At 69.6% G+C, this 26,304-nt stretch carries 15 protein-coding genes and 3 pseudogenes; 6 read left to right on the forward strand and 12 right to left on the reverse strand.

Annotated elements, in window-relative coordinates; genetic code table 11:
* Positions 1-145 precede the first annotated feature (145 nt).
* Positions 146-817, forward strand: coding sequence for a heavy metal-binding domain-containing protein (locus tag FCI23_RS32155; protein WP_246144259.1), 672 nt, complete (start codon positions 146-148; stop codon positions 815-817).
* Here the strand turns inward: FCI23_RS32155 and FCI23_RS32160 are convergent.
* Together FCI23_RS32160 and FCI23_RS32165 are read right to left on the reverse strand one after the other, a co-directional pair.
* Entirely contained in the window at positions 718-2,793 is a 2,076-nt protein-coding gene (locus FCI23_RS32160; RefSeq protein ID WP_136727553.1) for an ISKra4 family transposase, read from the reverse strand. The genes FCI23_RS32155 and FCI23_RS32160 overlap by 100 nt on opposite strands.
* A gap of 72 nt (positions 2,794-2,865) precedes the next feature.
* Positions 2,866-3,351, reverse strand: a complete 486-nt coding sequence (locus FCI23_RS32165) for a hypothetical protein (RefSeq protein WP_136727554.1) — start codon at positions 3,349-3,351, stop codon at positions 2,866-2,868.
* Positions 3,352-3,517: 166 nt separating this feature from the next.
* On the opposite strand from FCI23_RS32165, the gene FCI23_RS62515 reads away from it, so the two are divergent.
* Both FCI23_RS62515 and FCI23_RS56875 read left to right on the forward strand, forming a co-directional pair.
* A complete protein-coding gene (locus FCI23_RS62515) occupies positions 3,518-3,646 on the forward strand; it encodes a hypothetical protein (protein WP_265737781.1) in 129 nt (42 codons plus the stop codon).
* 66 nt (positions 3,647-3,712) lie between these two features.
* Positions 3,713-3,880, forward strand: a complete 168-nt coding sequence (locus tag FCI23_RS56875; protein WP_169317032.1) for a hypothetical protein — start codon at positions 3,713-3,715, stop codon at positions 3,878-3,880.
* Between the two features lie 106 nt (positions 3,881-3,986).
* Here FCI23_RS56875 and FCI23_RS32170 read toward each other — a convergent pair whose 3' ends face one another.
* The 3 genes from FCI23_RS32170 to FCI23_RS32180 all read right to left on the reverse strand — a co-directional run bounded on the left by FCI23_RS32170 (position 3,987) and on the right by FCI23_RS32180 (position 9,562).
* Positions 3,987-7,040 (reverse strand): alpha-L-rhamnosidase-related protein, encoded by a 3,054-nt coding sequence (locus FCI23_RS32170; RefSeq protein ID WP_136727555.1) that lies wholly within the window; start codon positions 7,038-7,040, stop codon positions 3,987-3,989.
* 474 nt (positions 7,041-7,514) lie between these two features.
* Entirely contained in the window at positions 7,515-9,293 is a 1,779-nt protein-coding gene (locus FCI23_RS32175) for an SGNH/GDSL hydrolase family protein (RefSeq protein ID WP_136727556.1), read from the reverse strand.
* Positions 9,294-9,352: 59 nt separating this feature from the next.
* The gene (locus FCI23_RS32180; RefSeq protein ID WP_136727557.1) at positions 9,353-9,562 is read right to left on the reverse strand and encodes a hypothetical protein; all 210 of its coding nucleotides are present in this window, start codon (positions 9,560-9,562) and stop codon (positions 9,353-9,355) included.
* Positions 9,563-10,442: 880 nt separating this feature from the next.
* Between FCI23_RS32180 and FCI23_RS32190 the strand changes: the two are divergent.
* Positions 10,443-11,243 (forward strand): annotated as a pseudogene (locus FCI23_RS32190) (IS701 family transposase); the annotation flags it as partial.
* 88 nt (positions 11,244-11,331) lie between these two features.
* Here FCI23_RS32190 and FCI23_RS64650 read toward each other — a convergent pair.
* Positions 11,332-11,568, reverse strand: a pseudogene (locus tag FCI23_RS64650) (transposase); the annotation flags it as partial.
* A gap of 355 nt (positions 11,569-11,923) precedes the next feature.
* Positions 11,924-15,910 (reverse strand): family 78 glycoside hydrolase catalytic domain, encoded by a 3,987-nt coding sequence (locus FCI23_RS32200; RefSeq protein WP_136727560.1) that lies wholly within the window; start codon positions 15,908-15,910, stop codon positions 11,924-11,926.
* Between the two features lie 312 nt (positions 15,911-16,222).
* Here FCI23_RS32200 and FCI23_RS32205 point away from each other — a divergent pair, with 312 nt between their 5' ends.
* The gene (locus FCI23_RS32205; protein ID WP_136727561.1) at positions 16,223-18,415 is read left to right on the forward strand and encodes an alpha-L-rhamnosidase-related protein; all 2,193 of its coding nucleotides are present in this window, start codon (positions 16,223-16,225) and stop codon (positions 18,413-18,415) included.
* Positions 18,416-18,580: 165 nt separating this feature from the next.
* Here the strand turns inward: FCI23_RS32205 and FCI23_RS32210 are convergent, their stop codons facing one another.
* Positions 18,581-21,220: an alpha-L-rhamnosidase-related protein gene (locus tag FCI23_RS32210; protein WP_136727562.1), complete on the reverse strand. Its 2,640-nt coding sequence runs from the start codon at positions 21,218-21,220 to the stop codon at positions 18,581-18,583.
* A gap of 515 nt (positions 21,221-21,735) precedes the next feature.
* Between FCI23_RS32210 and FCI23_RS56880 the strand changes: the two genes are divergently transcribed.
* Positions 21,736-21,876, forward strand: a complete 141-nt coding sequence (locus FCI23_RS56880) for a hypothetical protein (RefSeq protein ID WP_169317033.1) — start codon at positions 21,736-21,738, stop codon at positions 21,874-21,876.
* Positions 21,877-22,041: 165 nt separating this feature from the next.
* On the opposite strand, the pseudogene FCI23_RS32215 reads toward FCI23_RS56880, so the two are convergent.
* From FCI23_RS32215 to FCI23_RS32230, 4 genes and pseudogenes are all read right to left on the reverse strand, one after another.
* A pseudogene (locus FCI23_RS32215) lies at positions 22,042-23,072 on the reverse strand (LacI family DNA-binding transcriptional regulator).
* Between the two features lie 158 nt (positions 23,073-23,230).
* On the reverse strand, positions 23,231-24,397 hold the full coding sequence (gene rhaI, locus FCI23_RS32220; RefSeq protein WP_136727563.1) for an L-rhamnose isomerase: 1,167 nt from the start codon (positions 24,395-24,397) through the stop codon (positions 23,231-23,233).
* Between the two features lie 66 nt (positions 24,398-24,463).
* Positions 24,464-25,918 carry an L-fucose/L-arabinose isomerase family protein gene (locus FCI23_RS32225; protein ID WP_136727564.1) on the reverse strand — a complete coding sequence of 485 codons (1,455 nt, stop codon included), beginning with the start codon at positions 25,916-25,918 and terminating at the stop codon, positions 24,464-24,466.
* Complete coding sequence (locus FCI23_RS32230) at positions 25,918-26,271, reverse strand: L-rhamnose mutarotase (RefSeq protein WP_136727565.1); 354 nt, start codon at positions 26,269-26,271, stop codon at positions 25,918-25,920. The genes FCI23_RS32225 and FCI23_RS32230 overlap by 1 nt, the downstream gene beginning before the upstream one ends.
* Positions 26,272-26,304 lie beyond the last annotated feature (33 nt).

Raw genomic sequence — 26,304 nt, forward strand, 5'->3', positions numbered from 1 at the left:
CACCATCGTGCGAGCAGCGCGGTACAACAGCGACACGATCATCGGGACAGCCTCTCAGCCACCACCGACAACCATGGACACCGCTGCTCACCTGCAGCGATGACTTTACGAGCCCCACAAGGCGGGCTTCAAGCCGATTGGTCTGGTGCTCGGCAGCTCGATCTACCACGTGGGCATCCAGATCGGCCGCTGGAGCAAGAACCAGGAGCTGGACACCCTGAGTCAGGCGATGTACCACGCCCGGGAACTGGCGATGACCCGGATGGAAGCCGAGGCAGCGCAGTTGGGGGCCGACGGCATCGTGGGCGTACGGTTGAGCGTGGAGGCGCGGGACTTCGGCAACGACATCGCCGAGTTCATCGCAATCGGTACGGCGGTGAAGGCGGACCACCCGGCGCCCGGGGGTTCGACCTGGCACAACAACAAGGGGCTGCCCTTCACCTCGGATCTGTCGGGCCAGGACTTCTGGACGCTCATCCGGGCCGGCTACGCGCCGCTCGGCATGGTCATGGGCACCTGCGTGTACCACATCGCCCACCAGAGGATGGGTGCGGCCTTCTCCAACTTCGGAAAGAACGTCGAGATCGAGCAGTTCACGCAGGCGCTCTACGACGCCAGGGAGCTGGCCATGACGCGTATGCAGGCCGAGGCGGAGCAGTTGGCTGCCGAGGGCATCGTGGGTGTTCAGCTGAACGCGCACAACCATCGCTGGGGCGGTCACACAACGGAGTTCTTCTCGATTGGCACGGCGGTGCGACCGCTGCGCGAGGACCACCAGATCGAACGTCCGACGATGGTGCTCAGCCTGGACGGGTAACCACCTGGTGAAGGATGTCGCTGAACGTGAACGTCGAGGTACGACAGAACGTGGGGAAGTGCCATGAGCGACCGTGAGCCGTTGCCGGGAACCGAAGGGGCGAGCGGACGGGACGGCCTGCCGGCGCTGGGCCACGAGTCCCTCGATGGCGAGTCCGACAGCGGGGCCGGTTCGATCGACATGTTGGCCGCGACGCTACGCCGGGACGCGGCGGACCTGGAGATATACGCCCAAGTGTTGACCGGCTCGCTGTCCGAGGCGCTACCGCCTGGTTCGGTCGTGCTGGAGCGCCGACGTAGCTTGAGCGATCGGCTCGCCGGCCGAACGGGCAGGGTGGAGAAAGTTGAGGTCTCCCTGGACGACCAGGGTGCGTTTCTCCTGAGGTGATGGCCGTTGCGGTTTAGGCTGCGAGGGCGAGTTGTCCGGGGTAGCGGGGTGGCGTGGGTGCGTTCGTGTTCGCGTTCGAGGTGGAAGGCCCAGTACTGGTCCATGTCGCCGTTGGTGATGACTTCGCGCAGGGTGAGGACGGCTTGGGCGCCGTCCAGGCTCCATCGTGCTCCGGTCACGTCGAGTCGGTCTTTGACCAGGAATCGGCAGCATCCTTCGATGACGCCGGTGGCGATCGGAAGGCCGATGGTCAGGGCGATGTGGTAGGCGAGGTAGGGCTGTTTGGCGTCGAGGTAGGCCAGTGTGCGGGCGATGCCGGCTGTGCGCGGTCGGTCGGGGTTGGTGGTGCGGTCCGCGAGTTCGGTGCGTAGTTCTCCGACCACGCGGGCGCTGCGGCCTTCCAGGATGGTGCGCACGGTGTCGTTGACCCAGGATGCGCGGGCGTGCTGGCTGCGGTGCAGGTCTTCTGCCGCGCGCGAGCAGTATTCGATGACGTGGATGATGTCGATGTAGATGGTGATCTCGACGCCGAGGGCTGCGGCTTCGGCGTGGATGCGGTCGATCTGGTGGTTGTTGCCGTCGACCAGGGCGATCCAGCGGCGTCGGTGCTGCGGGTCGCGGGCGTTGGCCTGCTGGAACATCTCGTGGATCATCTTGGTCGTGGTGGTGGTGACCCCTGTGTGGACGACGCGTCCGCTGGTGACCGGTCCCGGGTTTCGGCTGCTGCGTTCGGTGGCGGTGGCGGGCATGATGTCGGCCGGGGTGCCGGGAGCGGGGTGGGAGTCGAAGACCGCGGTGACGGTGGCCATCCGGCGCCGTCCGGTCCTCTCGCGGGCCGACAGTTTGGCTGAGGGCCGTTGTCGACGCTCGGCCTGGGCTGCGGCATCGGCGCGGACGGCGGGATTCAGGTCAGTGGGGATCATGTTGATCCCGGTGGCGTCCACGCTCAGTACCAGGGCGAGTTCGTCTGATTCGGCTAGGTTCCGGCCCCGGGTGGCGAGTCGGTGCTCGCTGAGGCCATAGAAGGCGTCGACGTCTGCGACGGCGGCGGTGCAGATTTCCATGAGCTGGCGGGTGCCCAGGTGCTGGCCGGTGGAGCGGTTGAGCGCGTCCTGGGCCTGGCGCAGTGAACCGGCGGCTGCTTCATAGGCCACCTGGAGTCGCAGGGGGTAGGAGTGCAGGGTCCGGGGCAGGGCAAGGACAGCGTCGGCGGGGTGCAGGGCGCTGGCGCCCGGGGCCCGGTAGGCAATGCGGGAGACCTCCACGCGCCCTATGGTGGTGGCGAGTTGGTGTACCCGTCCCGGTTCGGCGCGGCGGCGCGTGACCTCGTCGGTGTCGGTCAGGGCCGGCAGGCGTTCCTCGCGCACGGCGCGGAGGTCGAGATGGTCCTGCAGCAGCAGTCGTTGTAGTTCGCGTCCCTGCCGGGAGAGAAAGTCCTCCACTCGGTCCGCCGGTGCGCCGAGCAGGTCCGAGTCGGCCAGCGCCGCGGTCATCTGCTCCAGCAGGGCCCGGGAACGACCGAACGCGTCCCGCGCGCCGTGGGCGGGTGTGTCGCAGGCAGGGGTCTCGGCGGGCGCATAGGCTTCCATCGGGTCTTCTTTCGTTAGGGTTTGGCTTAGACACCTCACCAACTGGAGAAGACCCTTTACTTGTCGGCTAGTTCACCCGTCCACCACGGCGACGCCACGCGCGAGGGTGAACTGTCCGGGCTCGTGTTCGAGGACACGCCCGGCCCGCATCTCACGTTTGAGGTGGTGGCGGACCTTCTCCACTTCCCGTGGCACCTCCGGGTCCCCGTCCAGCGCGAGCACGAGGTCCTTGCACCGCATCGGCCTGCGTTTGGACGAAAGCACGTCCAGCAGCACCGCGGTGAACCGCTCCCGCTCCACGGCCCGCGCGGGGGCGCCGCCGCTTCCCGGTTCCCGCTGCCCGGCCCGAGCAGCGGGCAGTACGACCAGTTCAGTCGGCGGATGAACCCCCGGCAGCGAGGCCGGTACCTGCTGAGCCGTCAGCAGTCGCTCCAACTCGCCCTCCCGATCGGTCAGTAGCAGCCCGATCCGCTCGACCTCGCCCCGCAACCGCTCGACCTCGCCCCGACAGGCCGCCACATACTCCTCCAGCACCCGCTCCACAGACCCGCAGCCCACCGGCCCACCTCTCCGAGCAGCACAAGCAATCCGCTACAGAAACGAACCAGCGACACCAACAGACACGCCCGTCACCTCAGGAGAAACGCACCCGGACGACCAGCGGCTGATCCTGAGCCTGGCGCAGGGCCGCCCCGCAGGCGAGGTCGCCACGGTGGTGCGAGGAGTGGTTCTGTCCCGCAAGCCGGTACCGCTGGATGAATGGGCGCGAAAGCTGGCAGCAGCCATGACGCAGCGGGCCCGCTCGGACGCTCGGGCGCGGGCCGCACTGGAGAAGCTCGTGCTGGGCGGCTGAGCGACTGTCCGGGGGGTGCGGAAACGCATCCCTCGCCACCGCAGCTTGACGAGTTAGCACCGTGAGGTGTCTACACCGACCACTACAACCGGCACCGCCCCCACCAATCCCTCCACCAACGACCCCCAGGCTGCAGAGACCGACCAGACGGCACCTGTCATCTCCTTGGGAGGCCGCATCCGCCGCACTCAACTACTCGGCGGCCTCATCAACGAGTACCAGCGAGCAGCCTAACCCGATCACGCAAACGACCTGGTCAACGACCCGAACCGGGGTTTTCACGCGACACAAGATCGCTTGTGGAGCTGGCTTCACGTGACGGGCCCTGTGACCGGAGCGCTCAGCTCCAGGTCACGTTGTCGAGTTGGAAGTCCCCGCCCCACGGCGAGTAGGTGGTACCCACGGCCCGGAAGCCGACCTCGATCCGGCTGACCGCAGACGCACCGGACCAGCCACTCAGATCCAGGGACAGGGTCGTCCAGATGTCCGAGGAGACAGGATAGGTCTTCGTCAGCGTGCTGCCGTCGCTGCCGGTCAGGGTCACCACAGCCTGGTAGCCGGTGGCGCCCGGGACACCGCCCCAGCAGTCGAAGTCCAGGGTGAGGGCCGACGCACGGGACATGTCGATGGGTTGCGCCGGAGTGACGTAGGCGCTGCGCTCACTCGCCGCCGCGACCTGGGCGCCGGAGACCTGGAGGCAGCCGCCCGAGACGCAGGTCCCCGGCCGGTTGGCGATCGAGGTCACCTGGGCGACGCCGGTAGCGTTCTGGCCCGCCTGCCAGCCCATCGTTCCGCTGTCGAAGTCGTAGCCCGGCGGCTCCACGGTGACAGTCACGGTGTCATGGGCCGTCACGCCGCCGTGCGTTGCGGCAGTCACCTCGACCGGGTAGCTGCCCGGTTTGGCCGACGTCGGGACCCCGATCGTGAGAGTGGCGGTACGGGACGACGGACTGCCCTCGCCGGTGAGCGTGACAGTCTGCTGAGCGGGAGTGACCCTCCATCCGGCCGGTACTGCGGCCGACACCGTGGCCGCGAGATGCCCCTGGGCGATACCGCTGATCGTCGTCTGGACGGACGTGCTGCCGCCCGCGAACGTCGAGGACGGTGCCGCGTTGGCCACCATCGCCAGCGCGGTGGGCACGGTAGAGGTGTGGACGGCGCGCAGGGTGTGGTTCCCGGCCGGGACGTTCGCGACGTAGATGTAGCCGTCCTGGCTCGTGGCCTGAGTGTCGCCGACCGGTTTGCCGTTCCACACCAGGCGTCCGTCCAGTGTCACGTCCACGCGGGCACCGTCCGTAGGAACGGCGAGACGCGCCGTCGTGTGACCCGGCACCGTGGTCCGCAGCGTGAAGCCCGTCCGCGAGGACTGCCAGGAAGCGCTGATCTTGCCGTGGGGCGTCGGCACGACACCCTGCGACCACGTCACATCGCCGGGATGGGGCACGACGTCGAAGGTTTGGTAAGCGCTGGAGGTGGGAGTCACGCCGAGCACGTCGTTCGTGAGCGCCACTGTCGGCGCGGATGCCCAACCGTGGGCCAGGCTGGTGAACTGACCGATTGTCGGCTGCCCGGAGGTGTCGACCTTCTCCCAGTAGGTGCTGCCCGGGTCCTGGCTGAGCTGGTAGCCCCAGAAGGTCTGGAGCAACTGCTCGCCTTGGAGCTGGCTCAGCCGGGTGGTGTCAGCGCTGCCCAGCCGTGCCTCGGCCTCAAAGCCGCTCGGCAATGGCTCGTAGCTGGGACTGATCGAGGGGTTGGGGGTGGAGGGCGAGACGGTCAGCGACCCGTAGGTGCTCCAGTTGTTCTTCCGCAGGTAGCTGAGCGATGCGGCGGCCTGCGCGGGGGACGCGACACCGGTGAGGATCGCGGTGGCGTTGGCGTCCTGCGGGTAGGCGTTCGGGATCTCGCGTGAGAGCCGGTACGCGCCGACGGTCGGGGCCCACAGCTGCGCGTTGATCGCGTTCGCGACCGTGGTGGCACGGGCCGCGTAGATCGCGCTTTGACTGCTGTCTCCGAGCTCGGTTGCGAGTTCGGCCATCTCGCGCAGATTGCGGACGTACAGGGCGTTGACGTAGGTCTCGTGTCCGCAGTCGCTGTAGCCGTAGTGGCCGCAGGACCCGACGGCGCCGAACGCTATCAGGCCTTGCGGGTCCTGTGCGCGTACCGACTCCAGCCAATTCATCGCCTTCGTCAACGCGGACCAGTTGGCGGCCAGGTAGGAGCGGTCTCCGGTGTAGAGCCAGTGCTCGTAGGCGTTGTAGACGAACCAGGTCACGTATTCGCCGTAGGTTCGCTCCTCGTCGAGATTGTGCTGCCCGACCAGGCTCTCGGCCGGGACGTAGCCGTCTGGCAGCTGCTGTGCGGCGAGCGAGGTGAGCGAGTTGTCGACGGCGCTCACATCGTCGGTACTGAGATAGGTGACCGGTGCCTCGACCGCGAGGTCGCCCTGCCAGACGACGCGATCACGTTTGGCGGCGTCGAAGATCACCTCCTTGCTGGCGTCGGCGTGCGGAACCTGGGCGTCGGACTGGTCGGACTCTCCGGCGGTGTAGGGCCAGCTCTTGGCGGTGTTCGACATCCAGGTGTCCGACTGCACGGTGTACGCGCCGGCGTACCAGAGCTTGTTGAGCTCGTTGCTGCTGCTGAGGAACCAGCCCTTGTAGTCGGCCGGATGGGCCTGCAGCGGTGCGGCTTGGTAGTCTAGCGAGATGTCGTTGAGCGTTATCGTGCCCGGGCCGTCGAGGAAAAGGGTCGCGTAGCGGAAACCGCCGCGGGGCTGGGTGTCCTTGACGGTCGCGGGTAGCGCGGTGCTGCCGGTCAGCGGCAATGTGTGGCTGTCCGAGTCGGAGGTATAGGCCACCCCGGGGTAGCCGTTCCAGATGTTGGCCGTGTCGCAGCCCGGCGCGTACGCCGCCTCGCCATTGTTCTGCGCCGGTGTCAGCGCCTCCTCGGCCTTGGATTCGCTGAAGCAGACGTGCAACTGCGGCGCGGGCGAGGAGGCGGAGAGCACATGGACCTGAATCTCGCCGCCGACCTCCTTGCCGAAGTCCAGCGTGAGCAGGGGCGAAGTCGTGCGCGGGCCGGTGCCAACCAAGCTGACTGTCGGTTTGCCGCCGAGTGCGGCCTTGGGATCGCCTGCGATCGATCCCCCGCGCGGGTCGGCCGAGGAGACCGACACCGGCCGGACCGTGTGGCCGCTCGGCGCCAGCACGTACGGCTGCCAGTCGCCTGGCGTCGGTGTGTAGGTGGGGTCGCTCCACGGACTCTTCGGCTGCAGCCGGTGGTCACCGTCGGGCCTGGCCGCCTGGGCGCTGCCGGCAATCGCCACGACCAGGGCCAGCGCGGCGATCGCCCCACCGGCCTGCCGGCGGGGTATTCGCCAATGCTTGCGATTCATGCGCGCTTCTCCCCTGCTCTTCGTGTGCCGTCGGGGGCCGACGGCGGATGTGTTGATGTCATGGGCGTGCCTCGACCGTTGTCGTGCCGGACCCCAGCCCGTCCAAGGTCAGTACCGATCCGCTCACGGAGATGCGGGTTGATCCCGGCGCGGATCGCACGTACAGCTTTCGCCGGTCGGCGCCGAGTTCGGCGCCGTCCAGCTCCAGCCAGCCTGGTCTCGGTGTTGGGTGACAGCTCGAGTTCGATCCGCGGTTGCTGCCGACGATCGATCGAGACTGTGACGCCGCCGCGGATCGTCGGCACCGTGCCACGCAGCCAGGACAGCGGGTCCGGACGTGGGTGGACGAGGATCGTGCTCGCACCAGGGCCGGTGACCTGCACGCCGAGCCCATGCCGCGCGACGACGTTGCCCGGTGCGGAACCCCAGGCGTGGGAGAACGTCGTGTTTGGCTTGAACGACGGGTCCCAGGCATCAGAGCTGGTCGAGGTCGATAGCGTCGGCCATGGCCTGGTATCCGGCCCCGTTGGGGTGCAGGTGGTCGCCGGAGTCGTACTGCGGGAGCATCGTCTCTGGGTCGGCGGGGTTGCGGACCGCGGCGTCGAAGTCGACCCACGCGTCGAAGGCGCCGCCGTTGTTCCGTATGAAGGCGTTGATCTGGTCGCGGGCCGCCGCCCGGGCGGGGGTGGTGCAGCACCAGCCTCCGGTCGGGGTGAGGGTGCCCACGACCGCGTGGAGCCCGTAGGAGTGGACTGTGGCGGCGATCTGCTTCAGCCCGGCGATCACGTCGGTGGCCGACGCGTCGGAGTTGACGTCGTTGATGCCCTCCAGCACGACCACGGTACGGACGCCGCTCTGGCTGAGCACGTCGCGGTCGAGCCGGGCCGACGCCTTGATGCCGCTGTTGCCGGAGTTGGGGACGCCGCTGAATGCGTCGGCGAGCACCCTGTTGCCGCTGATGCCCTCGTTGGCGACGCCCGGCGCGGTGGGTCCGCGCTGGGCGATCAGGCGCTGCGCGAGGTAGTCGGGCCAGCGCTGGTCGCCGTTCACCGCGGAGGCGTAGCCGTCGGTGATCGAGTCGCCGAGGGCCACCACGGTGCCGTGCCCGGACCCGACGACGTCGACGCCGGAGAGCACCGTCCAGAAGCCGAACAGGTTATTGATCGGGAAGTCGGCTCCGTCGGCCGCGTGGTCGCCGCCGCCGTCCGCGCTGGAGTACATTTCCTGGAGCCCCTGGCTGTGCATGGGCGCGAACTGCACGGTGCCGGGCAGGTACAGGCTCACCAGGAGGTCGCTCTGCGCGGGCACGGAGAACGGCAGCGGATCGCTGTACGCCTGCCCGCCGGCGGGCATGGTCACCTGTTGCTTGCCGCCGAATGTGAGCGTCACCGGGGTGGCGGCGGGTTGGGCGCCCGACTTCCTTACAGCGATGGTTGCGTGACCGACCGTCAGGGGCGCGGGCCCGAAGGCGTTGTCGAGCCGGATGCGCACCTGCCGGCCGCCGACGCTGGTGTGCTCGACCATCCGCAGCGTGCGGTCCGTCCACTGCCAGGGCGCCAGTCCGTCGTCGATCGCGGTGGACCAGCTCGCGGTCCACCGGCTCTGCGCCGGCCGCAGGCCGAGGGCGAAGACGTGCAGCTCCGGGGCGGGAGTGGTTCCGGTCGGGCTGATCGACGGCAGCGTCACCGCGGCCACCTCCTTGCGGGCGTCGACCGGCACGGACACGGAGTAGATCTTCATACCGAGCGGCGAGGGACCGGTCGGGCCGTTCCAACGCGGGGTCATCACCGCCATCGCGTCGGTCGGCCCGCTGTACCAGTCGGGTGCCCCCAGCTGGTAGCTACGGGTGCTGCCGTCGGCGTAGTCGATCACGCCGGTGCCCGAGGCGGCCGCGACCGAGCTGGTCACCAGGAAGGACAGCGCGGAGCCTTTGCCGTGCAGCCGGATGCGCTGGCCGTTGGCGACGACGTTGTCTGGCCGGCCGGGCGCGGCGGCCGGCAGCCGGAGCCGGGTGCCGGCGACAGTGAGGTTGGTGCCGGGCTTCCAGCCCGCGGCCGCCAGGTCCTCGGCCACGAAGCTGTGTCCGAAGCCGTCCAGGTCGGCGGTGCCGGGTGCGGCGGCCTCGCTGATCCCGACGTTGTCGAAGGCGGCGCCGAGGCTCGCGTAGGGGCGGCCGCCAGTCTCGGCGGTAGCCAACACCGGTGGTGCCAGGGCGGTGACCAGTAAGGCGACCACGAACACGATGCGTTTCATCTCTTACGCTCCTGACGGCGTTCGGATGGGGGGCGGGCAGAAGTGGTGCTTATCCGTCGTCACTCGACGGCGAGGTCGAACACGTGCAGCCGGGTGCCGGCCTGGTCGCCGGTAACGGCAGTGGGCAGGGTGATGTACGCGACCGTCCGGCTCGCGTCCAGCGGCACTTTCGCCGCGTAGACGCTCACCGCTATGTCGGCCGGGTAGCTGCTGCTCGGGGGGCGGTTCCACCGGGGGGCGGCGGCGACGGGTTCGTTCGCGGGCAGCACGGTGCTCGGGGTCCTGGGTGCCCGCGGTGGCGGTCGGCCAGGTGAAGGTGACCGGGCCGTGGGCGACGGGCTGCCCCGGCACGAGACCGACGCCGCCGTGGGTCATCGACAGCTTCTCGTCCGTCGTCATCGCGGCAAGCACCTGCGCCGCCCGCTTCTCCGGTGCGGCCTTCGAGTGTAGCCACGGGCAGGAGCAAGTCACGCCGCCCGCATCGGCGGCAGCCGGCCCCGCCACGGGGATCTGTCCCACCGTCACGGCGAGCAGCAACGCGTCCGCTAGCCCCCCGACGGACAGCCGCCCACGAGGCGGCATCCGGCCCGGTCGGTGTTCGGTGAGAAGGGGCATGCGTGGTCCTCTCAGGCGCTTCTCGCACGACGGGCAAACTCGGACTGCTTCTGATCCCTCGCCAGGCTCCTTGCGGCCGCGCCCGCAAACGCAACCCCGATCCGGGCAGGGTGAAGCCACAGCGTTTCCGCACTCCAAGGCAGGATCATTCGGAGCTGTAACGTTTCAATCAGGTCGCGCAGCAAAACCTAAGTCCGCGCACATCTGTGGTCAATAGACGTGTAGAAATAATCCGCACCACACACTTGAAACGTCTTTGAAATACGGACAGTCCGGTTCATCCCCGGTGGCGGTGGAGCCGTAGTGGTCCCAGTCAGTGGCGAAGCGAGCAATGATCCACCAGCGGCTTCAGGCGTGTCCCGCTCGAAATATGATTCGCGACTGCCTGGGTTCCGCAGTTGTGGTGTTGCTCTAGTAGGGCTTTGTTAGGTGGTCCGGATGTGTCTTCGTAGGTAGTGTTGTGATGTTCTGTCAGGTGTGACACCTGAGGAGATGGACGAGGTTCGCCCGCGTCTGGAGGCGTTCGCCGCGGAGATGCTCGGTTCGCTGAAGCGGCGGGACCAGCGGGCCAAGGGCGAGTTGTATGTGCGCGGGCTCATGCTGGACGGCAAGCGCAAGTCGATGCAGCCCATGGCCGGGCGCCTGGGGGTGGACCATTAGCAGCTTCAGCAGTTCGTGTCCTCCTCGACCTGGGACTACACCGAGGTCCGTCGCAGGATCGCCCGGTGGGCGGCCGCGCACATCGCCCCCGAGGCGTATGCGATCGACGACACCGGCTTTCCCAAGGACGGCTACGACTCGCCGGGGGTGGCCCGGATGTACTGCGGCGCTTTGGGCGGCAACTGCCAGATAGGCGTCAGTGTCAACCTGGTCAGCGACCGGGCGTCCTCGGCCGTTGACTGGCGGCTGTTCATCCCTGAGAGCTGGGACGACACCTGCACCGACGATGAGCTCCTGGCCGGGGCGATCCGCCGCCGTCGGCAGCAAGCCGGCATCCCCGACCAGGTCCGCCACCGCGAGAAGTGGCGCCTGGCCCTGGACATGCTCGAGGAGACCCGCGAGGAATGGGAGCTGCCGGACCTGCCGGTGGTCGCCGACGCCGGGTACGGTGACGCGACCGGCTTCCGTCTGGGCCTGACGATGCGGGGCCTGGCCTACGCGGTCGCAGTCAAAGGCACCACCACCGCCCACCCCGGCGACGCGGCCCCAACGCCCGCCCTACTCCGGGCGGGGCCGCCCACCGCGACCGGCCTACCCGCAGCCGCACACCACCCTGCGGGCCCTGGCCCTGGCCGCCGGAAGCGCCGCCGCCCGCACCGTCACTTGGCGCCACGGCACCAAGACCGGCCCCCGCAACCCGCGCGCCGCCATGCGCTCGCAGCCCGGATTCGCCGGCCACCTCCACCGTGGTGGCGAAGATCCGGTCCGGGTGCCCGGAGGCGGCCAGCCGGGCCCGGAAGTCCACCAGCACCGTGTGCACGAACCCCGGATGGTCGAAGTCCAAGCCGCCGGCGGCGTACTTCCACCGCACATCGAACGCGAACCGGTCCACCGCTTCGCGGTCCGACAGCCCTTCCAGCCGCTGCAGCACCATCACCACCGCCACGATCATCGGCGGAACCGAGTGACGGCCCTCCTCGGCGAACAGGTCGGCGAACATTCCGTCCGGAAACAGGTTGTGGCACTCACGGTGCAGCACCGCGTAGATCGAGTTCGGCGCCAGCCGACCCTCGCAGAAACTCGCCGCGGAGGAGAGCAACCCCCGGCTGCATCGGAGTCCGGCCCAGTGCCATCGCTCAACCTCTCCCCGCTCCCGGCGACCAACGACCGTCAGCCTCGCACAGGCCGAAGACCCAACGCGAGCGCACACGATTAACACCAGTCACCAGGGCCTGTCCGGGTGAACGCCGGACTTTCCGGAACGACGGCGGCCGGCCCGGGCCTGGTGGGCTCGGACCGGCCGCTGGACGGTGCCGGTCGACGGGATCGAACGTGAGGCGATCCGCTCCCCGGGGTTACGGTGCCAGTTCGGCGATCCGGGAGAAGCCGTCCTGGGTCCCGGTGATCACCACGCGCAGCTGCGTGGTCGTCACCGGGGCGGTGAACGGAATCCGCTGGCTGAGCGAGGAGTTGGCCGTCACGGTCGCCTCCGTCGTCCACTGCGACCCGTCCCAGGCCTGGACGGTGAAGTCCGTGGGGACGCCGTCCGAGATCGAGACGAGGGCCACGCTGTCGAGCGTCACCGCGGACGGGGAGGTGATGGTGAGGCTGTCCGGGTAGGCGTTCTGGGTATCGTCGTTCCAGAAGGTGGCGGTGTTCCCGTCGATGGCGTTCGCCGGGTCGTAGGTGCGGGTCGCTCCGCTGACGACGTTGGGGGCGTGGAAGCTGGACGCCGCCGCGGTGCTGCCGGTGGGCCAGCTGCCGAACACCGAGATCTGCACGGTGCTGGTGGCGACCGTGCCGTCCGGGGCCCGTACGGTCACCGGCACCGGGTAGACGCCGCTCTTGGCCTCGGTCGGCACGGTGATGTGGACCGTGCCGAGGGTCTCCGTGGACGCCGGGGTCAGCGGGATCTGCGCCGGGGTCGCCGACACGGTCCAGCCGCTGGGCACCTGGGCGCCGAGCGTGGCGGCGCCGGAGGTGGTGGAGGCGCCCTCGATCACGGCGCTGACGTCGCCGGAGGTACCGGCCTTGACGGGCGCCGTGGTGCCCGCCGTCACCGTGAGGTGGGTGACCGCGGTGCGCGGCGCGGTGACGGTGAAGGTGTAGTCGCCGGAGCCGGCGGTCAGGTTCAGCGTCTGGCCGGTGGCCTTTCCGACGGTCAGGCCGGAGTCGGACTGCGCGTGGCGGCCCCCGTCGTAGACGGTGCGGCCGCTCTCGCGGACCGTGGACCCGGTGCCGCCCAGCAGCGGCAGCTTGACGGTGGCCGTCGCGCCGACCGGCACCACGGCGTGGTAGGTCAGCGTGCTCCCATTGCGCTGCCAGGAGCTCACGACAGTGCCGCGGACGGTCTGCTGCGACGCCGACACGTGGGTCAGGTCGCCGACGACGCTGGGCGCCAGCGTGAGGCTGCTGAAGCCGGAACCGCTGTCACCGGCCTGGATGCCGGCGAGCTGCTGGTAGTACCACTGGCCGATCGAGCCGCCGAGACCGATGTGGTCCTTGGACGAAGTTCCGTCGGGAGACGAGGAGTTGTCCCACTTCTCCCAGATGGTGCCGGGGCCCTGGCTCACCATGTAGCCGAAGCTCGGGGCGTCGTTGCGTTCGGCGATGGCCAGCGCGACGTCGTTGCGGCCGTACTTGCCGAGCGCCTGGAACACGTAGGTGGTGCCGACGAACCCGGTGGTGACGTGATTGTTGTGCACGCCGATGTCCTGGACCAGCCGGTTCAGGGCGGTCTGCTCGTGGCCGGCCGGGACCAGGCCGAGCACCAGCGGCATCGCGTAGGAGAGCTGTGATCCGTTGCCGAAGACGTCGGTGGAGGCGTTGAAGTACCGCTTGAGGAAGCTGGCCTTCACCTGGTCGGCGACCGTGGTGTACTGCGCGGCGTCGGCCTTGTTGCCGACGACCGTGGCCATCTTCGCCAGCAGCGTCGCGTCGAGGTAGTAGAAGGCGGTCTGGAAGTAGCTGTGCGGCGTGCTGACGGTGGACAGCCAGTCGTCGCCCCACGAGGTCGGCGAGTTGACCACGATGTGGTCGCTGTCGCTGATGGTGGCCAGGTAGTCGACCCAGGCCTTCACCTGGCTGTAGTTGTCGGTGATCGGCTGGGTGGTGCCGTACTGGGTGTAGGAGTCCCAGATGATCTGCGGGTACGCGTTGCCCCACGCGGGGTCGGTGGCCCAGGAGCTCTGGCCGCCGTTGGCGGGTGCCACCGACGGGATGCTGCCGTTGGCGTTGGCACTGGTGACGATGTCGCCGAACCACTTGTCGTAGAACGACTGCATGTCGAAGTTGCTCATCGCCTCCTGGTCGGAGTCACCGGCGTCGCCGAGCCAGCCGTGCCGCTCGCGGGTCGGGCAGTCCATCGGGATGGACTCCAGGTCGTTGAGCTGGGTCTGGCTGACGGCGCTCTGGATCTGGTTCAGCAGCGGGTTCGAGGTGCTGAACGAACCGGCGGCCGGGACGTCGGTGTGCACGACCTGCGCGGCCACCGTGACCTTCGCGTCGGCGGGCAGCCCGGTCAGCTCGGCGTAACGGAAGCCAGCGTACGTGAAGTGCGGTGTGTACGACTCCTGGCCGGCGCCGCTGAAGGTGTAGTGGTTGGTCTGCCGGGACGGGTCGGAGGCGGCGAAGCTGATGTTCGCCGTGGACACCTCACCGTTCGCGTCGAGTATCTCGCCCTGCTTGATGTCGACCTTGGTACCGGCCGGCTCGGTGGCCTGGAGGGTGGTCCAACCGGTGTGGTTCTGGCCGAAGTCGTAGACGCGCTGGCCGCCCGCCAGGGTGGTCTCCTTGACCGGCTTGAGCGTCTGGACGACCCGGGTCGGCGGCGTCACGTCGGCCTGCAGCGCCGTCATGGCGTCGAAGGCGCTCGTGGAGTGCTGGCCGTAGGCGCCGAGTTCGGCCATCCGGAAGGTGCAACTGGTGCCGATACAGGGGATCTTGGTGGCGGTCAGCCGGATGTACCGGCCGGTGACGTCGGTGGTGATCGCCACCGGGGTGGTGCCGGGGTTCGGCTGGTCGGCGCCGGTGCGGTCGACGACGGTGGTCGACGTGGCGAAGGTCGGGTCGTCACTGACCTGGACCTTGTAGCGGACCGGGAAGCCCGCGCCGATGAAGTCACCGGCCGGGTCGTTGGTGGGCCGGGCCGGGAAGAGCGTGATCGTGCGCAGCTTCTGGTCCGAACCGAGGTCGGTCTGCACCCACTTGGTGACGTCGGCCGTCGACTCGATCGCGGAGTGGTAGCCCTCCGAGGCGTCGGTCGAGGCGTCGATGCCGTCGGTGAGCGCGGCCGGCGACCAGCCGGCGGTGGTCGTGGTGTCCAGCGAGGTGACCGGCTTGCCCTGGGCCAGGCTCTTGTCGTGGGTGACCGGGAACAGCGCGTGCGCGGCCGCCCAGGACGCGTCGTCGAAGCCGGTGGTGTCCCAGCCGGCCGGCAGCTTGCGGGCGTCGTACGTTTCGCCGTACCAGAAGTCGACACCGCTGACCGGGCCCGCGGTGGTCTTGGTGGCCGGTCCGGTGCCGAAGGTCGCGGTGGTGCCGTCGGTGTAGGTGACGTCGACCTGCGCCATGACCACGGGTGAGCCGCTGTACTGGCCCTTGCCCGCCATCAGGGCAAGGGTGTTGTGGCCCTTGCGGAGCTGCTTGGTGACGTCCAGGTCGCGGTAGAGGACCCGGGAGTTGTAGTCGGTGACCGAGGAGTCGAGGACCTCGGTCGGGTCCACCCGGGCGCCGTTCAGGTGGGGTTCGACGATGCCCTGCGCGCCGAGGTACAGCCGGGCGCGGGCGACCGGCTTGGCCACGTCGAAGTCGCTGCGGGTGAGCGCGCCGTCGTCGGTGCGCAGCCACCAGGCCGACCAGTCGGACGGGTTGAGCAGTCCGGTGTCGAAGGACCCCGCAGCGGACCAGAGGGATGCCTGGCCCTGCTTGTTCCACGTCCGGACGGACCACGTGTAGGTGTGATCGCTGACCAGCGCCGGCCCGGCATAGGTCACGTCGGTCGAGTTGGCCGAGCGCACCCGGCCGGAGTCCCAGGTGGCGGGCACTTGGTCGGCGTGGCCCGACGAGCGGGGCTGGACGCGGATCTCGTAAGCGGTCTGCGCCTCGGCGCGGCCCGTGTCGCGGACCGTCCAGGCGAAGGCCGGCCGCGCCACGTCGAGCAGCACGTTGGACGCCTGCCCGTCCGCGCGCAGATTGGCCGGGGCGAGCGTCGTGCCGTCAGCTCCGTGGTGGGACGGGGACTGGGCCGAGGCGACAGCGGGTACGGCCAGAGCTGTCGCGACGAACGCGGACAGCACCGCCACGCGTTTACGTCGGCCTCTCCAGTGTCCGGCTGCGGTCATGGTGACGCCTCCTCAGGACAAAAACGTTTCATTACCCTGGGATGTCTTACCGTCCGATCTGCCCCGGGGCAAGAGTCGTAACAAAGAACCCCGTGAGCCGATGTCCTCCGCTCGGCGGTACTTACCTCGTACGTTTCACAAGATTCCCTGCTATTACCGTCAATTCACCGGGGATCCGATGGCTCAACATGGTTGCCATCCCGATGTGGCCGTGGATAGCGTGTGCCACGTCTGAGCATGAATCATTTCAATGCCACGGCCTGCGGAGGGCCTAGCGGGCGGCAACGTATCTACTGCAAGCGGGAGCAGAGTATGTCGAACACGACGGAACCGGGCGCCGGGCCCAATCGGCGCGCGCTTCTCAGAGCGGGCGCGGCGACGGTGGTGGTCGCCGCCGGAATGCGCAGCGTCACGGCCGAGGCAGTGCCGGCCGGCACCGCCCCGAAGGGGGGCGCGGCGCCCCAGCCCGGCGGACAGGACCACGGCGGTGCGAGCGGCTCCGGACACCGGGCCGCCCCCAGCGGCACGTGGGACAGGTTCAAGCTGTCGCCGGCCGCCCGCACGGTGCGGCCGGTCGCGGTGCACACCACCACCGGCAGCATCGACAACCCCAAGTACCTGATCCAGAAATCCGGTTCGGCCCACACCCGGCTGAACGGCGCCGGCGCCTCGGTCACCCTCGACTTCGGCAAGGAGGTCGGCGGCTACGTCACCCTGACCTTCGGCGACGCCTCGGACAGCAACCAGACGATCGGCCTGACGTACTCCGAGCTGTCCACCTTCATCAGCACCACGTCCAGCGACGGCTCCAACGGCGGCTCCAACAACGAGCCCCCGGTGACCTACGCGGTGGCGCCGGCCGGCCGGCTGAGCACCCAGACGTCGGTCCCGACCGGCGGCACCGACTCGGCCGGCACCCCGGTCAGCCAGCTGCGCGGCGGCTTCCGCTACCTGACCGTCGTCAATCAGACGGCCGGCGCCGTGGACCTCACCGACGTCTCGCTCGACATCGTCTTCGCGCCGAACGTCGCCGACCTGCGGGCCTACCCCAACTACTTCTCCTGCGACGACGACCTGCTCACCCGCGTCTGGTACGCGGGCGCCTACACCGTGCAGACCAACATCGTGGCGAGCAACCAGGGCCGTGTGTGGGGCCCGCCGAACGTGGGCTGGAACAACGGCGCCCGGATCGGCGAGTCCGGCGACACGGTGCTGGTCGACGGCGCCAAGCGCGACCGGACGGTGTGGCCGGGCGACCTCGGCATATCGGTGCTGACCGACTACGTCTCGCTCGGCGACATGCAGACCGTGCGGAACTCGCTGCAGACGCTCTACAACCACCAGGCGTCCAACGGCGCCCTCCCGTACGCGGGCCCGGCGGTCAACTTCATCGGCAACTCCGACGCCTACCACCTGTGGACGCTGATCGGAACCGCCTCCTACCTCCAGTTCAGCGGCGACACCGCGTGGGCGACGGGCATCTACCCCAAGTTCAAGAAGGCCCTCGACTACATCACCGCCAAGATCGGGTCCAACGGCCTGATGAGCGTCACCGCGGCCGCCGACTGGGCCCGGGCCGACGCCGACGGTGAGAACCTCGAAGCCAACGCCATCATGTACCGGACGCTGCTCACCGCGGACACCTTCGCCCGCGCGGCTGGCGACACCGCAACGGCGGCGGCCTGCGTCACCAAGGCCGTGGCCCTGAAGGCCGCCATCGAGGCGGGCGGCTACTGGGACGCGAGCGCCGGGCTCTACCGCGACAAGCCGGGCTCCACGCTCTACCCGCAGGACGGCAATTCGCTGGCCGTGTGGTTCGGCCTGGTGGACGACGCGACCCGGACCGCCGCCATCAGCAAGGCACTCACCGCCCGCTGGACAAAGGTCGGCGCGCTCACCCCGGAGAAGAGCGCCTCCTCCGTGCACCCCTTCCCCGGCGGCATGGAGGTGCACGCCCACTTCCAGGCGGGACTGGACAGCAATGCGCTGGACCTGATCCGGCTGGAGTGGGGCTACATGCTCAACGCGGCCCAGGGCACGGCCAGTACGTTCTGGGAGGGCTACCGCACCGACGGCAGCTCTGACTACTCCGGGTCGTACATGAGCGCGTCCCACGGCTGGTCCACCGGACCCACCTCGGCCCTGACGTTCTACCTGCTCGGCATCGCCCCCGACGCCGACGGCGCCCCCACCTACCGGGTCGCCCCGCACCCGGGCGGCGTGGGCCACGCCGAGGGCCAGCTGACCACCCCGGTCGGCGTGATCGCCGCGTCGTGGCAGGACCGCGGGCCCAGCGGGTTCGACCTCAGCGTCGACGCGCCCAGCGGCGCGGTCAGCGAGATCGCGGTGCCCGTGCAGGACAGCAAGAACTACGTCGTCCGGGTGGACAACAAGACCGCCTGGGACCGTACTTCCCGCGCCTACTCGGCCCGGGTGGACGGCGGCTACATGGTCCTGACCGGCGTCCCGGCGGGCAGCCGTACGGTGACGGTCCGCAAGCGCTGATCCGACTGCCGGTCACGGCACGGTTGAACGCCTCGGCGCCCAGCGGCTCTTCAGCCGCCGGGCGCCGTCGTGCTGCCTGACTCGCCCTGGAGTGAGCAATGTTGACAAACCGCTGCCAGCCGGTCGGACCTTCTGACCGGCCGGCAGCGGCAGCTCAAGCAGTGCTCAGCGGGCCGGCCGGACCGTCACCGTGTGGGTGCCCGAGCCCAGACCCTCCAGCGTCACGTAGCCGCCGTGCAACGCGGCCTGATAGCCCGTGCCCTTCTTGCCGTTCCACACCTGGTGGCGGTCCACCTCGACGGTGACCTCACGGCCGTCGGTCGGGACCGCGACGGTGCCGCTGGTGCCGTGCGGGGCCTTGACGGTCAGCGTGAAGGAACCGTGGCCCGAGTGCTGCCAGTCGGCCGTGATCGGGCCGTGCGGGGTGGGGACCTGGCCGCGCGCCCACTCCACGGAACCGGGGCGCGGCTGCACCGACCAGTCCGCGAAGCCGGGCGAGACCGCCCGGATGCCCAGCAGTTCGTTGGTCAGCGCGGGCAGCACACCGGTGGACCAGCCGTGGGCCATCGACGTGTACGCGCCCTCGTACAGCGAGCCGTCCGGGCCGATGCCCTCCCAGTGCGTCGTCCCGGGGTCGTTGCGGTCCATCCACCCGTAGGTGCGGCGGATCTGGTCGAGCGCCGAGTCCGCCTGGTCGCTCAAGAAACGCGCGACCAGCTCCGGGTAGGAGGTGAACGCGTACACGCGCTGCGAGGCCCCGTCGAAGATCGTGTCGTTGTCCATGAAGGCGTTGCCGTACGGCAGCGCGGTGGTGGCGTCCAGGTGGGCGAGCGCGGCGGCGGCCCGGGTGGCGTCGGCCACGCCGGCCGTGATGGCGATGGAGTTGCCGTCCTGCGCGTGCCGGACCGCGCCGGTGCTGGAGTCCAGGTAGGCGCCCGCGTCGGCGTCCCACAGGTGGGCGTTGACCGCGTCGGCGACCGTACGGGCTCTGGCGGCCCACCGGTTGGCGTCGGTGCGGTGGCCCAGCAGCCGGGCGATGCTCGCGGCGTCGTTGAGCGCCTGCACGTAGTTGGCGTTGTAGTACGTGATCTGCCCGCTGCGGCCCAGGAACGCGTAGTCGCCGTACCCGGACGTGCCGTTGAGACCCTTGCTGAGCAGGCCGTCGGTGTCGGTCACAGACGGGTACCAGCTGTCGAGGAGCTTGGTCAGCTGCGGGTAGTAGTGGGCCGCGTAACCATGGTCGCCGGTGTGCAGCACATAGTCCCAGCTGCACGTCACCCACCACAGCGGATAGTCGAACAGCGGCAGCGTGTAGTCGTTGATCGAGGCGGGCGGGATCCAGCCGTCGGCGCGCTGGTGGTCGGCGAGGTCCGCGAGCACGTTGCGGGCCGCCGCGGCCGCGTCGGCGTGGGTGAGGTAGAGGGTGCGGGCGGACACCGCGAGGTCGCCGACGTACGGGTCGCGGTCGCGCTTGGCGCCGTCCTGGAGGACCAGCTTGCCGTCCAGGGTCGGCGAGTCGGCGCCGCGCGGGTCGATGTCGTCGGGCCGGAAGGTGTCGGTGACCAGCTCGTTGGTGTAAGCCGCGCCGTACCAGTAGCGGTTCAGCTCGTCGTCGGAGGACAGGAACCAGCCGCCGTAGGAGTCCGGGGTGCCGAGGTACGCGGTGAAGTCCAGCCATACCGCGTCGATGGCCACTTCGCCCCACGGCTGCGCAGCCGGGGCGTCGGTGGCCAGCGCGTCCAGGGTGATCTGGAGGTAGCGGAAGCCGTGCAGGCCGTCCGCGTAGACCTGGGTCCCGCTCTGGTAGCCCTTGGTGTCCTTCCAGTCGGCGCCGCCGGCCGGCACCGCGAACTGGTCGGTGCCCCCGGAGGCCACACCGGACTGGTCTGCGCGCGTGAAGTCGCTTCGGTCGGTGAGGAATTGCAGCGTCTCGGAGAAGGCGAGCCGCACGCCGGGGCTGTTACCGGACGCCGAGGCGAAGCGGACGTGCGGGTAGCCGACCACGACCTTGCCGAAGTCCACCACGACCCGCGGGATGTCGTCGTCGGGCAGGACGCCCGGGTAGACCTCGTTGATCCGGGTGAACTCGCCCTGCGGGGTGTTCTGGTCTGCGGTGACGTTGATCCGCACCTGCGTGGTGGAGACCGTCTTGGCGAAGGGCACCGCCTTGCGGACGGAGGTGCTGCCGGTGACGGTGGCGGCCGGCTGCCAGGCGCTGCCGTCCCAGGTCTCGACGGTGAAGTCGCTGGGCACACCGTCGGAGTTGGACAGCAGGGTGATGCCGGCGAGCGACACGGCGCCGGCCGTGGTGACGGTCAGCGTGTCCGGGTACGCGGCCATCGTGTCGTCGTTCCAGAAGGTGTCCGTGTTGCCGTCGATGGCGTTGGCGGCGTCGTAGGTGCGCGGCTGGCCGTTGTTACCGCCGTTCGGCGCGTGCGCGGAGGAGGCGGTGGCGGTGGTCCCGTCCGGCCAGCGCGGCGGCGCCAGCGGCTGCGGCCGCTTCAGTACGGTGACGCCGCCGCCCGGCTTCAGCAGCGCGTCCGCGCCGGTCACCGCGCCGCTCGTCCGCTGCACACCGGTGGGGCGTACGGTGCGGCTCGACGGGCCCTGCACGTACGACTGCCAGCTCTTCGGCGCGTGCCGCGGCGGGGCGGGATGGTGGGCGGCATCCGCGGCGGCCGGCCCGGCGGTGCCGAGGGTGAGGCCGGTGGCGGCGATCGCGGCTCCGCCGAGGCCGGCCTTCAGGATGGTGCGCCGTTGCGCCCCGGGGGTGCGGGGCTCTTCTCCGGTGGGGACGTTGGGCATGTGCGACTCCCGACTGGCTCGTTGCTGCTTATAACGATTCAACAGCACTTGGCGAGGAGAGACTACAAGCGCCTTCCTGCTGCGTCCAGAGTGTTGAACCGCCCAGCGATCTCCCTTTGCCGCTCGAACACCCATGGCTTGAATCGTTACTTACCCTCTCGCCACATCGGCCAGGAGAACGTCGGCCGGATTCCGGCCCCGCACGCGGCTGACCCGAGGCCACCGCGACCGTCCGCCTCCCGGTCCACGTCCAAGAAATAGAACCGATTCAGTTAAATCCCACTACCCGGCCTTTGGCCTCTTTTGACGTCGGCCGGACACCTCACGACCCGCGCACCGCACATTCCGGGTTCGGCCCCCGACGATCACCTGCGGTCCTGATCTGGGGTCATGCGACCAAATTCGGCGGTTTCGGAGTCCGTCGCAGGCCCAACGGAAGTCACTGCCACTCCTTTTGACGCTCCCGGTTACGGGGACGTTAGATCAGCCTTACTGCTGGTGAATGCATTCAAGCTTTGAAGCCAACGCTGCAGGAGTCCACCCCCCACTCGGAGCCTCATGAGGGCGCCCGACCGATGCCAGGAGGCTCCTACGGCATCTACGTCGGCACCTCCTCCACCCAGCTGCCGCTGCGCACCCAGATCAGCATCAAGTAGCGGCGCTCGCGGGCGGCCGGTCCGGGCCCACCAGGTCCGGGCTGCCCGCCCGCGCGTTCGCCGGGCCGCTGCCGGCGCCGCACGGCGCGGTGAACCAGGCGCTCGGCGCCGCCGGAGCGGCAGACGTCGTGCTGACGCCCTCGGAAGTGGCGGCCCTGACAGCCCTTAATCGGCGTCAGCGGGCCGCAGACTGGAGCCCCGTACGACGAGTTCGGGCTGGAGCACCACCTGCCGGTGCTGGTGGTGGCCCGACTCGTCGGCGGTCTCCTCCAGCAGCATCTCCGCGGCCAGCCGGCCCATCGCCGCGGCCGGCTGACGCACCGAGGTGAGGGGCACGGCGGCCGCGGCGGCGAACTCGATGTCGTCGTAGCCGACGACCGCCATGTCCTCGGGAACGCGGAGCCGGGCGGGGAAGACGGCCTGGAGCACGCCGAGCGCGAGCAGGTCGTTGGCGCAGAAGACGGCGCTGGGCCGGGGCACCAGACCGAGCAGGCGGGCCCCCGCGTCCCGGCCGGCGGAGACGTCCAGCCGCTCGGCCGTGATCACGGTGAGCGCGGACCGCGGCACCCCGGCTTCGTCCAGCGCGGCCAGCGCGCCGGCCCGCCGGTCCCTGACCTGCGGCCAGTCGGCGGGCCCGCCCACGTAGACGATCGAGCGGTGCCCGGCCGCGATCAGGTGCTGCACGGCGAGGCGTCCGCCCACCACGTCGTCCACCGAGACCGAGCAGACCGCGTCGTCGGCCGACACCCGGTCGACGAGGACGAACGGGATCGCCTGCCCGCGGAGCGCGTCGAGGCTGCGTCCGGTCGGATCGGCGGGGGTGACCAGCACGCCCCGCACCCGCTGGGTGGCGAACAGCGAGAGGTACTCGGCCTCTTCGCTCTGGCTCTCCGCGCTGTTGCAGACCATCACACCGAGGCCGGCCTGCCGGGCGGCCGCTCGGCGCCGCCTGCCACGTCGACGAAGAACGGGTTGCCCATGTCGAGGACGAGCAGCGCGACCAGGCGGCTGGCGCCGGCCCGCAGATGCCGGGCGTACTCGCTCCTGACGTAGCCGAGCCGGGCGATCGCCGACTGCACCCGGGCCCTGGTCACTTCGGAGACGATCTCCGGCTGGTTGATCACATTGGAGACGGTGCCGACCGAGACACCGGCCTCCCGTGCCACGTCCTTGATGCCGATCCGGGGCTTCAACATGCGGTCCCTCCCGTCGCCCGATGGACTGCGCCCCGGTACGTCCGGCCGGTCGTGGCGCCCCCGGCCGGCCGGAGTCCTGAACGGCCGGGGGCGGACCGGCCTCCGCGAGTTGGGCTCGGAGGCCGGCACCGGACACGGCCCGGTGGGCTTGCTGCGGCTCAGGCGCCCCAGCCGGCCTGCCGGCCGCCGACCCGGTCGCCGGTGATCTGCTCGGCGTATCCCGACCGGGCGTAGGCGCCCATCGGATCGGGGTCGACCCCCATCTCCTCGCGGAGTTCGGCCAGCAGCGGACGGACGTCAGTGTTGTAGGCGTCCATCAGGACGCCATTCGCGCCGAGCACGTCACCGGCGGCCTGCGCCGCGCCGAGTGCCTCGGTGTCGACCAGCAGGGCCTTGGCGGTGGCCTCCTGGACGTTCATCACCGAACGGATCTGGCCGGGTATCTTCGGCTCGATGTTGTGGCACTGGTCGAGCATGAAGGCGATGTCGGAGTCGGCGGCCAGACCGCCGGCGTTCACCACCTCGAACAGGATGCGGAACAGCTGGAAGGGGTCGGCCGCGCCGACGATGAGGTCGTCGTCGGCGTAGAAGCGGGAGTTGAAGTCGAAGGCGCCGAGCTTTCCCTCCCGCAGCAGGAAGGCCACGATGAACTCGATGTTGGTGCCCGGCGCGTGGTGGCCGGTGTCGACGCACACCTTCGCCCGCTCGCCCAGCTTGAGGCAGTGCGCGTACGAGGTGCCCCAGTCCGGCACGTCGGTGGTGTAGAAGGCCGGCTCGAACAGCTTGTACTCCAGGATCAGCCGCTGGTCGGCCGAGAGCCGTTCGTACACCGCGCTCAGCGCCTCGGCCAGGCGGTCCTGCCGGGCCCGGATGTCGTCCTGCCCAGGGTAGTTGGTGCCGTCGGAGAACCACAGTTTCAAGTCGCGCGAGCCGGTCCGGTCCATGACGTCGACGCAGGCGAAGAGGTGGTCGAGCGCCTTGCGGCGGACCGCCGGGTCTGGGTTGGTGACGCTGCCGAGCTTGTAGTCGTCGTCCTGGAAGACGTTCGCGTTGATCGTGCCCAGCTTGATGCCGACGTCCGCCGCGGCCCGGCCGAGCACCGCGTAGTCGTCGACCGCGTCCCACGGGATGTGCAGCGCGATACTCGGCGCCACACCGGTGTGCGCGTGGACTCGTGCCGCGTCGGCGATCTTCTCGAACGGGTCGCGGGGCACGCCCTGTTGGGCGAAGACCTTGAACCTGGTGCCGGAGTTGCCGAACGCCCACGACGGCAACTCGATCTTCTGCGCGCGAAGGACGCTCTTGGCTGCCTCACGACCGGTCATGAGAGGACCTGCTTTCCAGTTCGAATTGACGGCTGCGGACGGACGCTGCGGTGGAACGGCCCGGTCTCATACCGCGACCTCCACCAGCTCGACGCCGAGCAGGTCCGCGGTGGCCCGCAGCTGCGGCACGAGATCGCCGACGCCCAGCGCCCAGTGGTGCGAGATACCCGTCGCGCTCCAGGCGTCGGTCCACTCGCCCGGGTCGCAGCCGAAGTCGACGCGTGAGGTGGTGTTACCGATCTCCAGCAGCGGCCCGGGGACGACCTCGCCCTTGGACGCCACGAACCGGAAGGCGCCGTCGCGCAGTTGGGCGATCCCGAACGTGGTGACCGGGCCGTGCGCCACGTCGAACTCGACGGACACGCCCCAGCCGCGCTTGCCGTGGTAGACACCCAGGCCGCGTAGCAGCGGCCGCTTCTGGCTGATCGCCAGGTGCGCCGGGCCGTCGTGGCCCATCTCCACGACGTTGTCACGGAAGTTGAGGGCCTGCAGTTCGGTGAACGAGCCGCCGCCGCCGAGCCGGTCGACGATCAGCATGGCCAGCGAGGTGCGCAGCTCGTACTCGCCGGTGGTGGGGATGCCCCGGGCGGTGAGCAGGGACGAACCGAGGATCATGCCCGCGCCGAGGCGTTCGTGCTGCTCGCCCTCCAGGCCGCGGTGGTAGTAGGCGAGGCTGTCCAGCGAGAAGTCGGCGGCCAGCCGGTCGAGGCCGACCGACACCTTCGCGGCCCAGCGGAAGTCCTCCTCCTGGACGGTGGGGTCGAGCTCGAAGACCTCGCGGGCCAGCGCGATCCGCTCCTCGACCTGGGCGTCGGTGACGGCGGCGACCCGTACCCGCAGGTCGTCGAACTCCAGGACCTCCATGTGGCCGCCGAAGTTGGCGGGGACCAGGGTGAGGTCGGTCGACACGTCGAGCATGCCGGGGTAAAGGTGCCCCATCAGGCCGTGCCGGCCGTGCCGCAGCGCGCCCCTGACCCCGGCTGCCTTGATCCAGCGGCCGATCCGGGTCCAGGCGCGTTCGTCCTCGACGTAACCCGACACCGAGCGGAAGTCGATCCCGCAGCGCAGGAACGTGTTGGCCATCTCCGGCAGCGGGCAGGCGCCGCAGTAGGCCAGCCACTGCCCGGTGTCGAAGGTGGCGTGGTCCATCACCTCGGTGGGCTGGAGGTTGATGAGCAGCACCGGCGCCCCGCTGCGCTGCGCGATGGGCACCAGCATCGAGGCGGTCATGTACGTGGTGAGGAATCCGACGATGATGTCGCAGCCGGCCACGCGCAGTTGCTCGGCGGCACGCGCGCCGTCCTCCGCGTCCGAGATGAACCCGACATCGACCACCTCGCAGCCGAGTGCCCGCATCCGTTCGGCCACCCGGTCGGCGGATCGTTGCAGCTGCGGCAGCAGGTCCGGGAACTGGGGCCAGTAGGCGCCGAGTCCACCGGAGACCAGACCCACCTTCGTCCGCCGGGCCGCAATGCGTTCCAGGCCGGGCGAGGGGGGAGAGGAGTCGAGTGTCGTGGTCATCAGCGGGGTCCTTCTCCGAGTGCATGCAGTTGGTCGTCGAGGTTGAAGATCTGCTGGAGCAGCAGGAATCCCTCGTCCGGCGGTTGCCCGTCCAGACCGGTGAAGTAGCGGCTCATCTCGGCCTGCCAGCGGGCGTTCACCTCGGTGCGAGCCATCGCCGCCTGCGCGGCGGCCAGGTCGTCGGCCTCGACGTACCCGACGAGCAGTCCGTCGGGGCGGGCGAAGATCGAGTAGTTGTGCCAGCCTGCGGCGGCCAGCGCGCTCAGCATGTCCGGCCAGACGTGCGCGTGCCGCTCGCGGTACTCGTCCAGCAGCTCGGGCCTGACCTGTAGCAGGAAGCAGTAGCGGTTCAATCGAGCTCTCTTTGTGCTGTCGGTGCCGGGCCG

This window comes from Actinacidiphila oryziradicis, from assembly GCF_005047355.1.
GTDB classification, from domain to species: Bacteria; Actinomycetota; Actinomycetes; order Streptomycetales; family Streptomycetaceae; genus Actinacidiphila; species Actinacidiphila oryziradicis.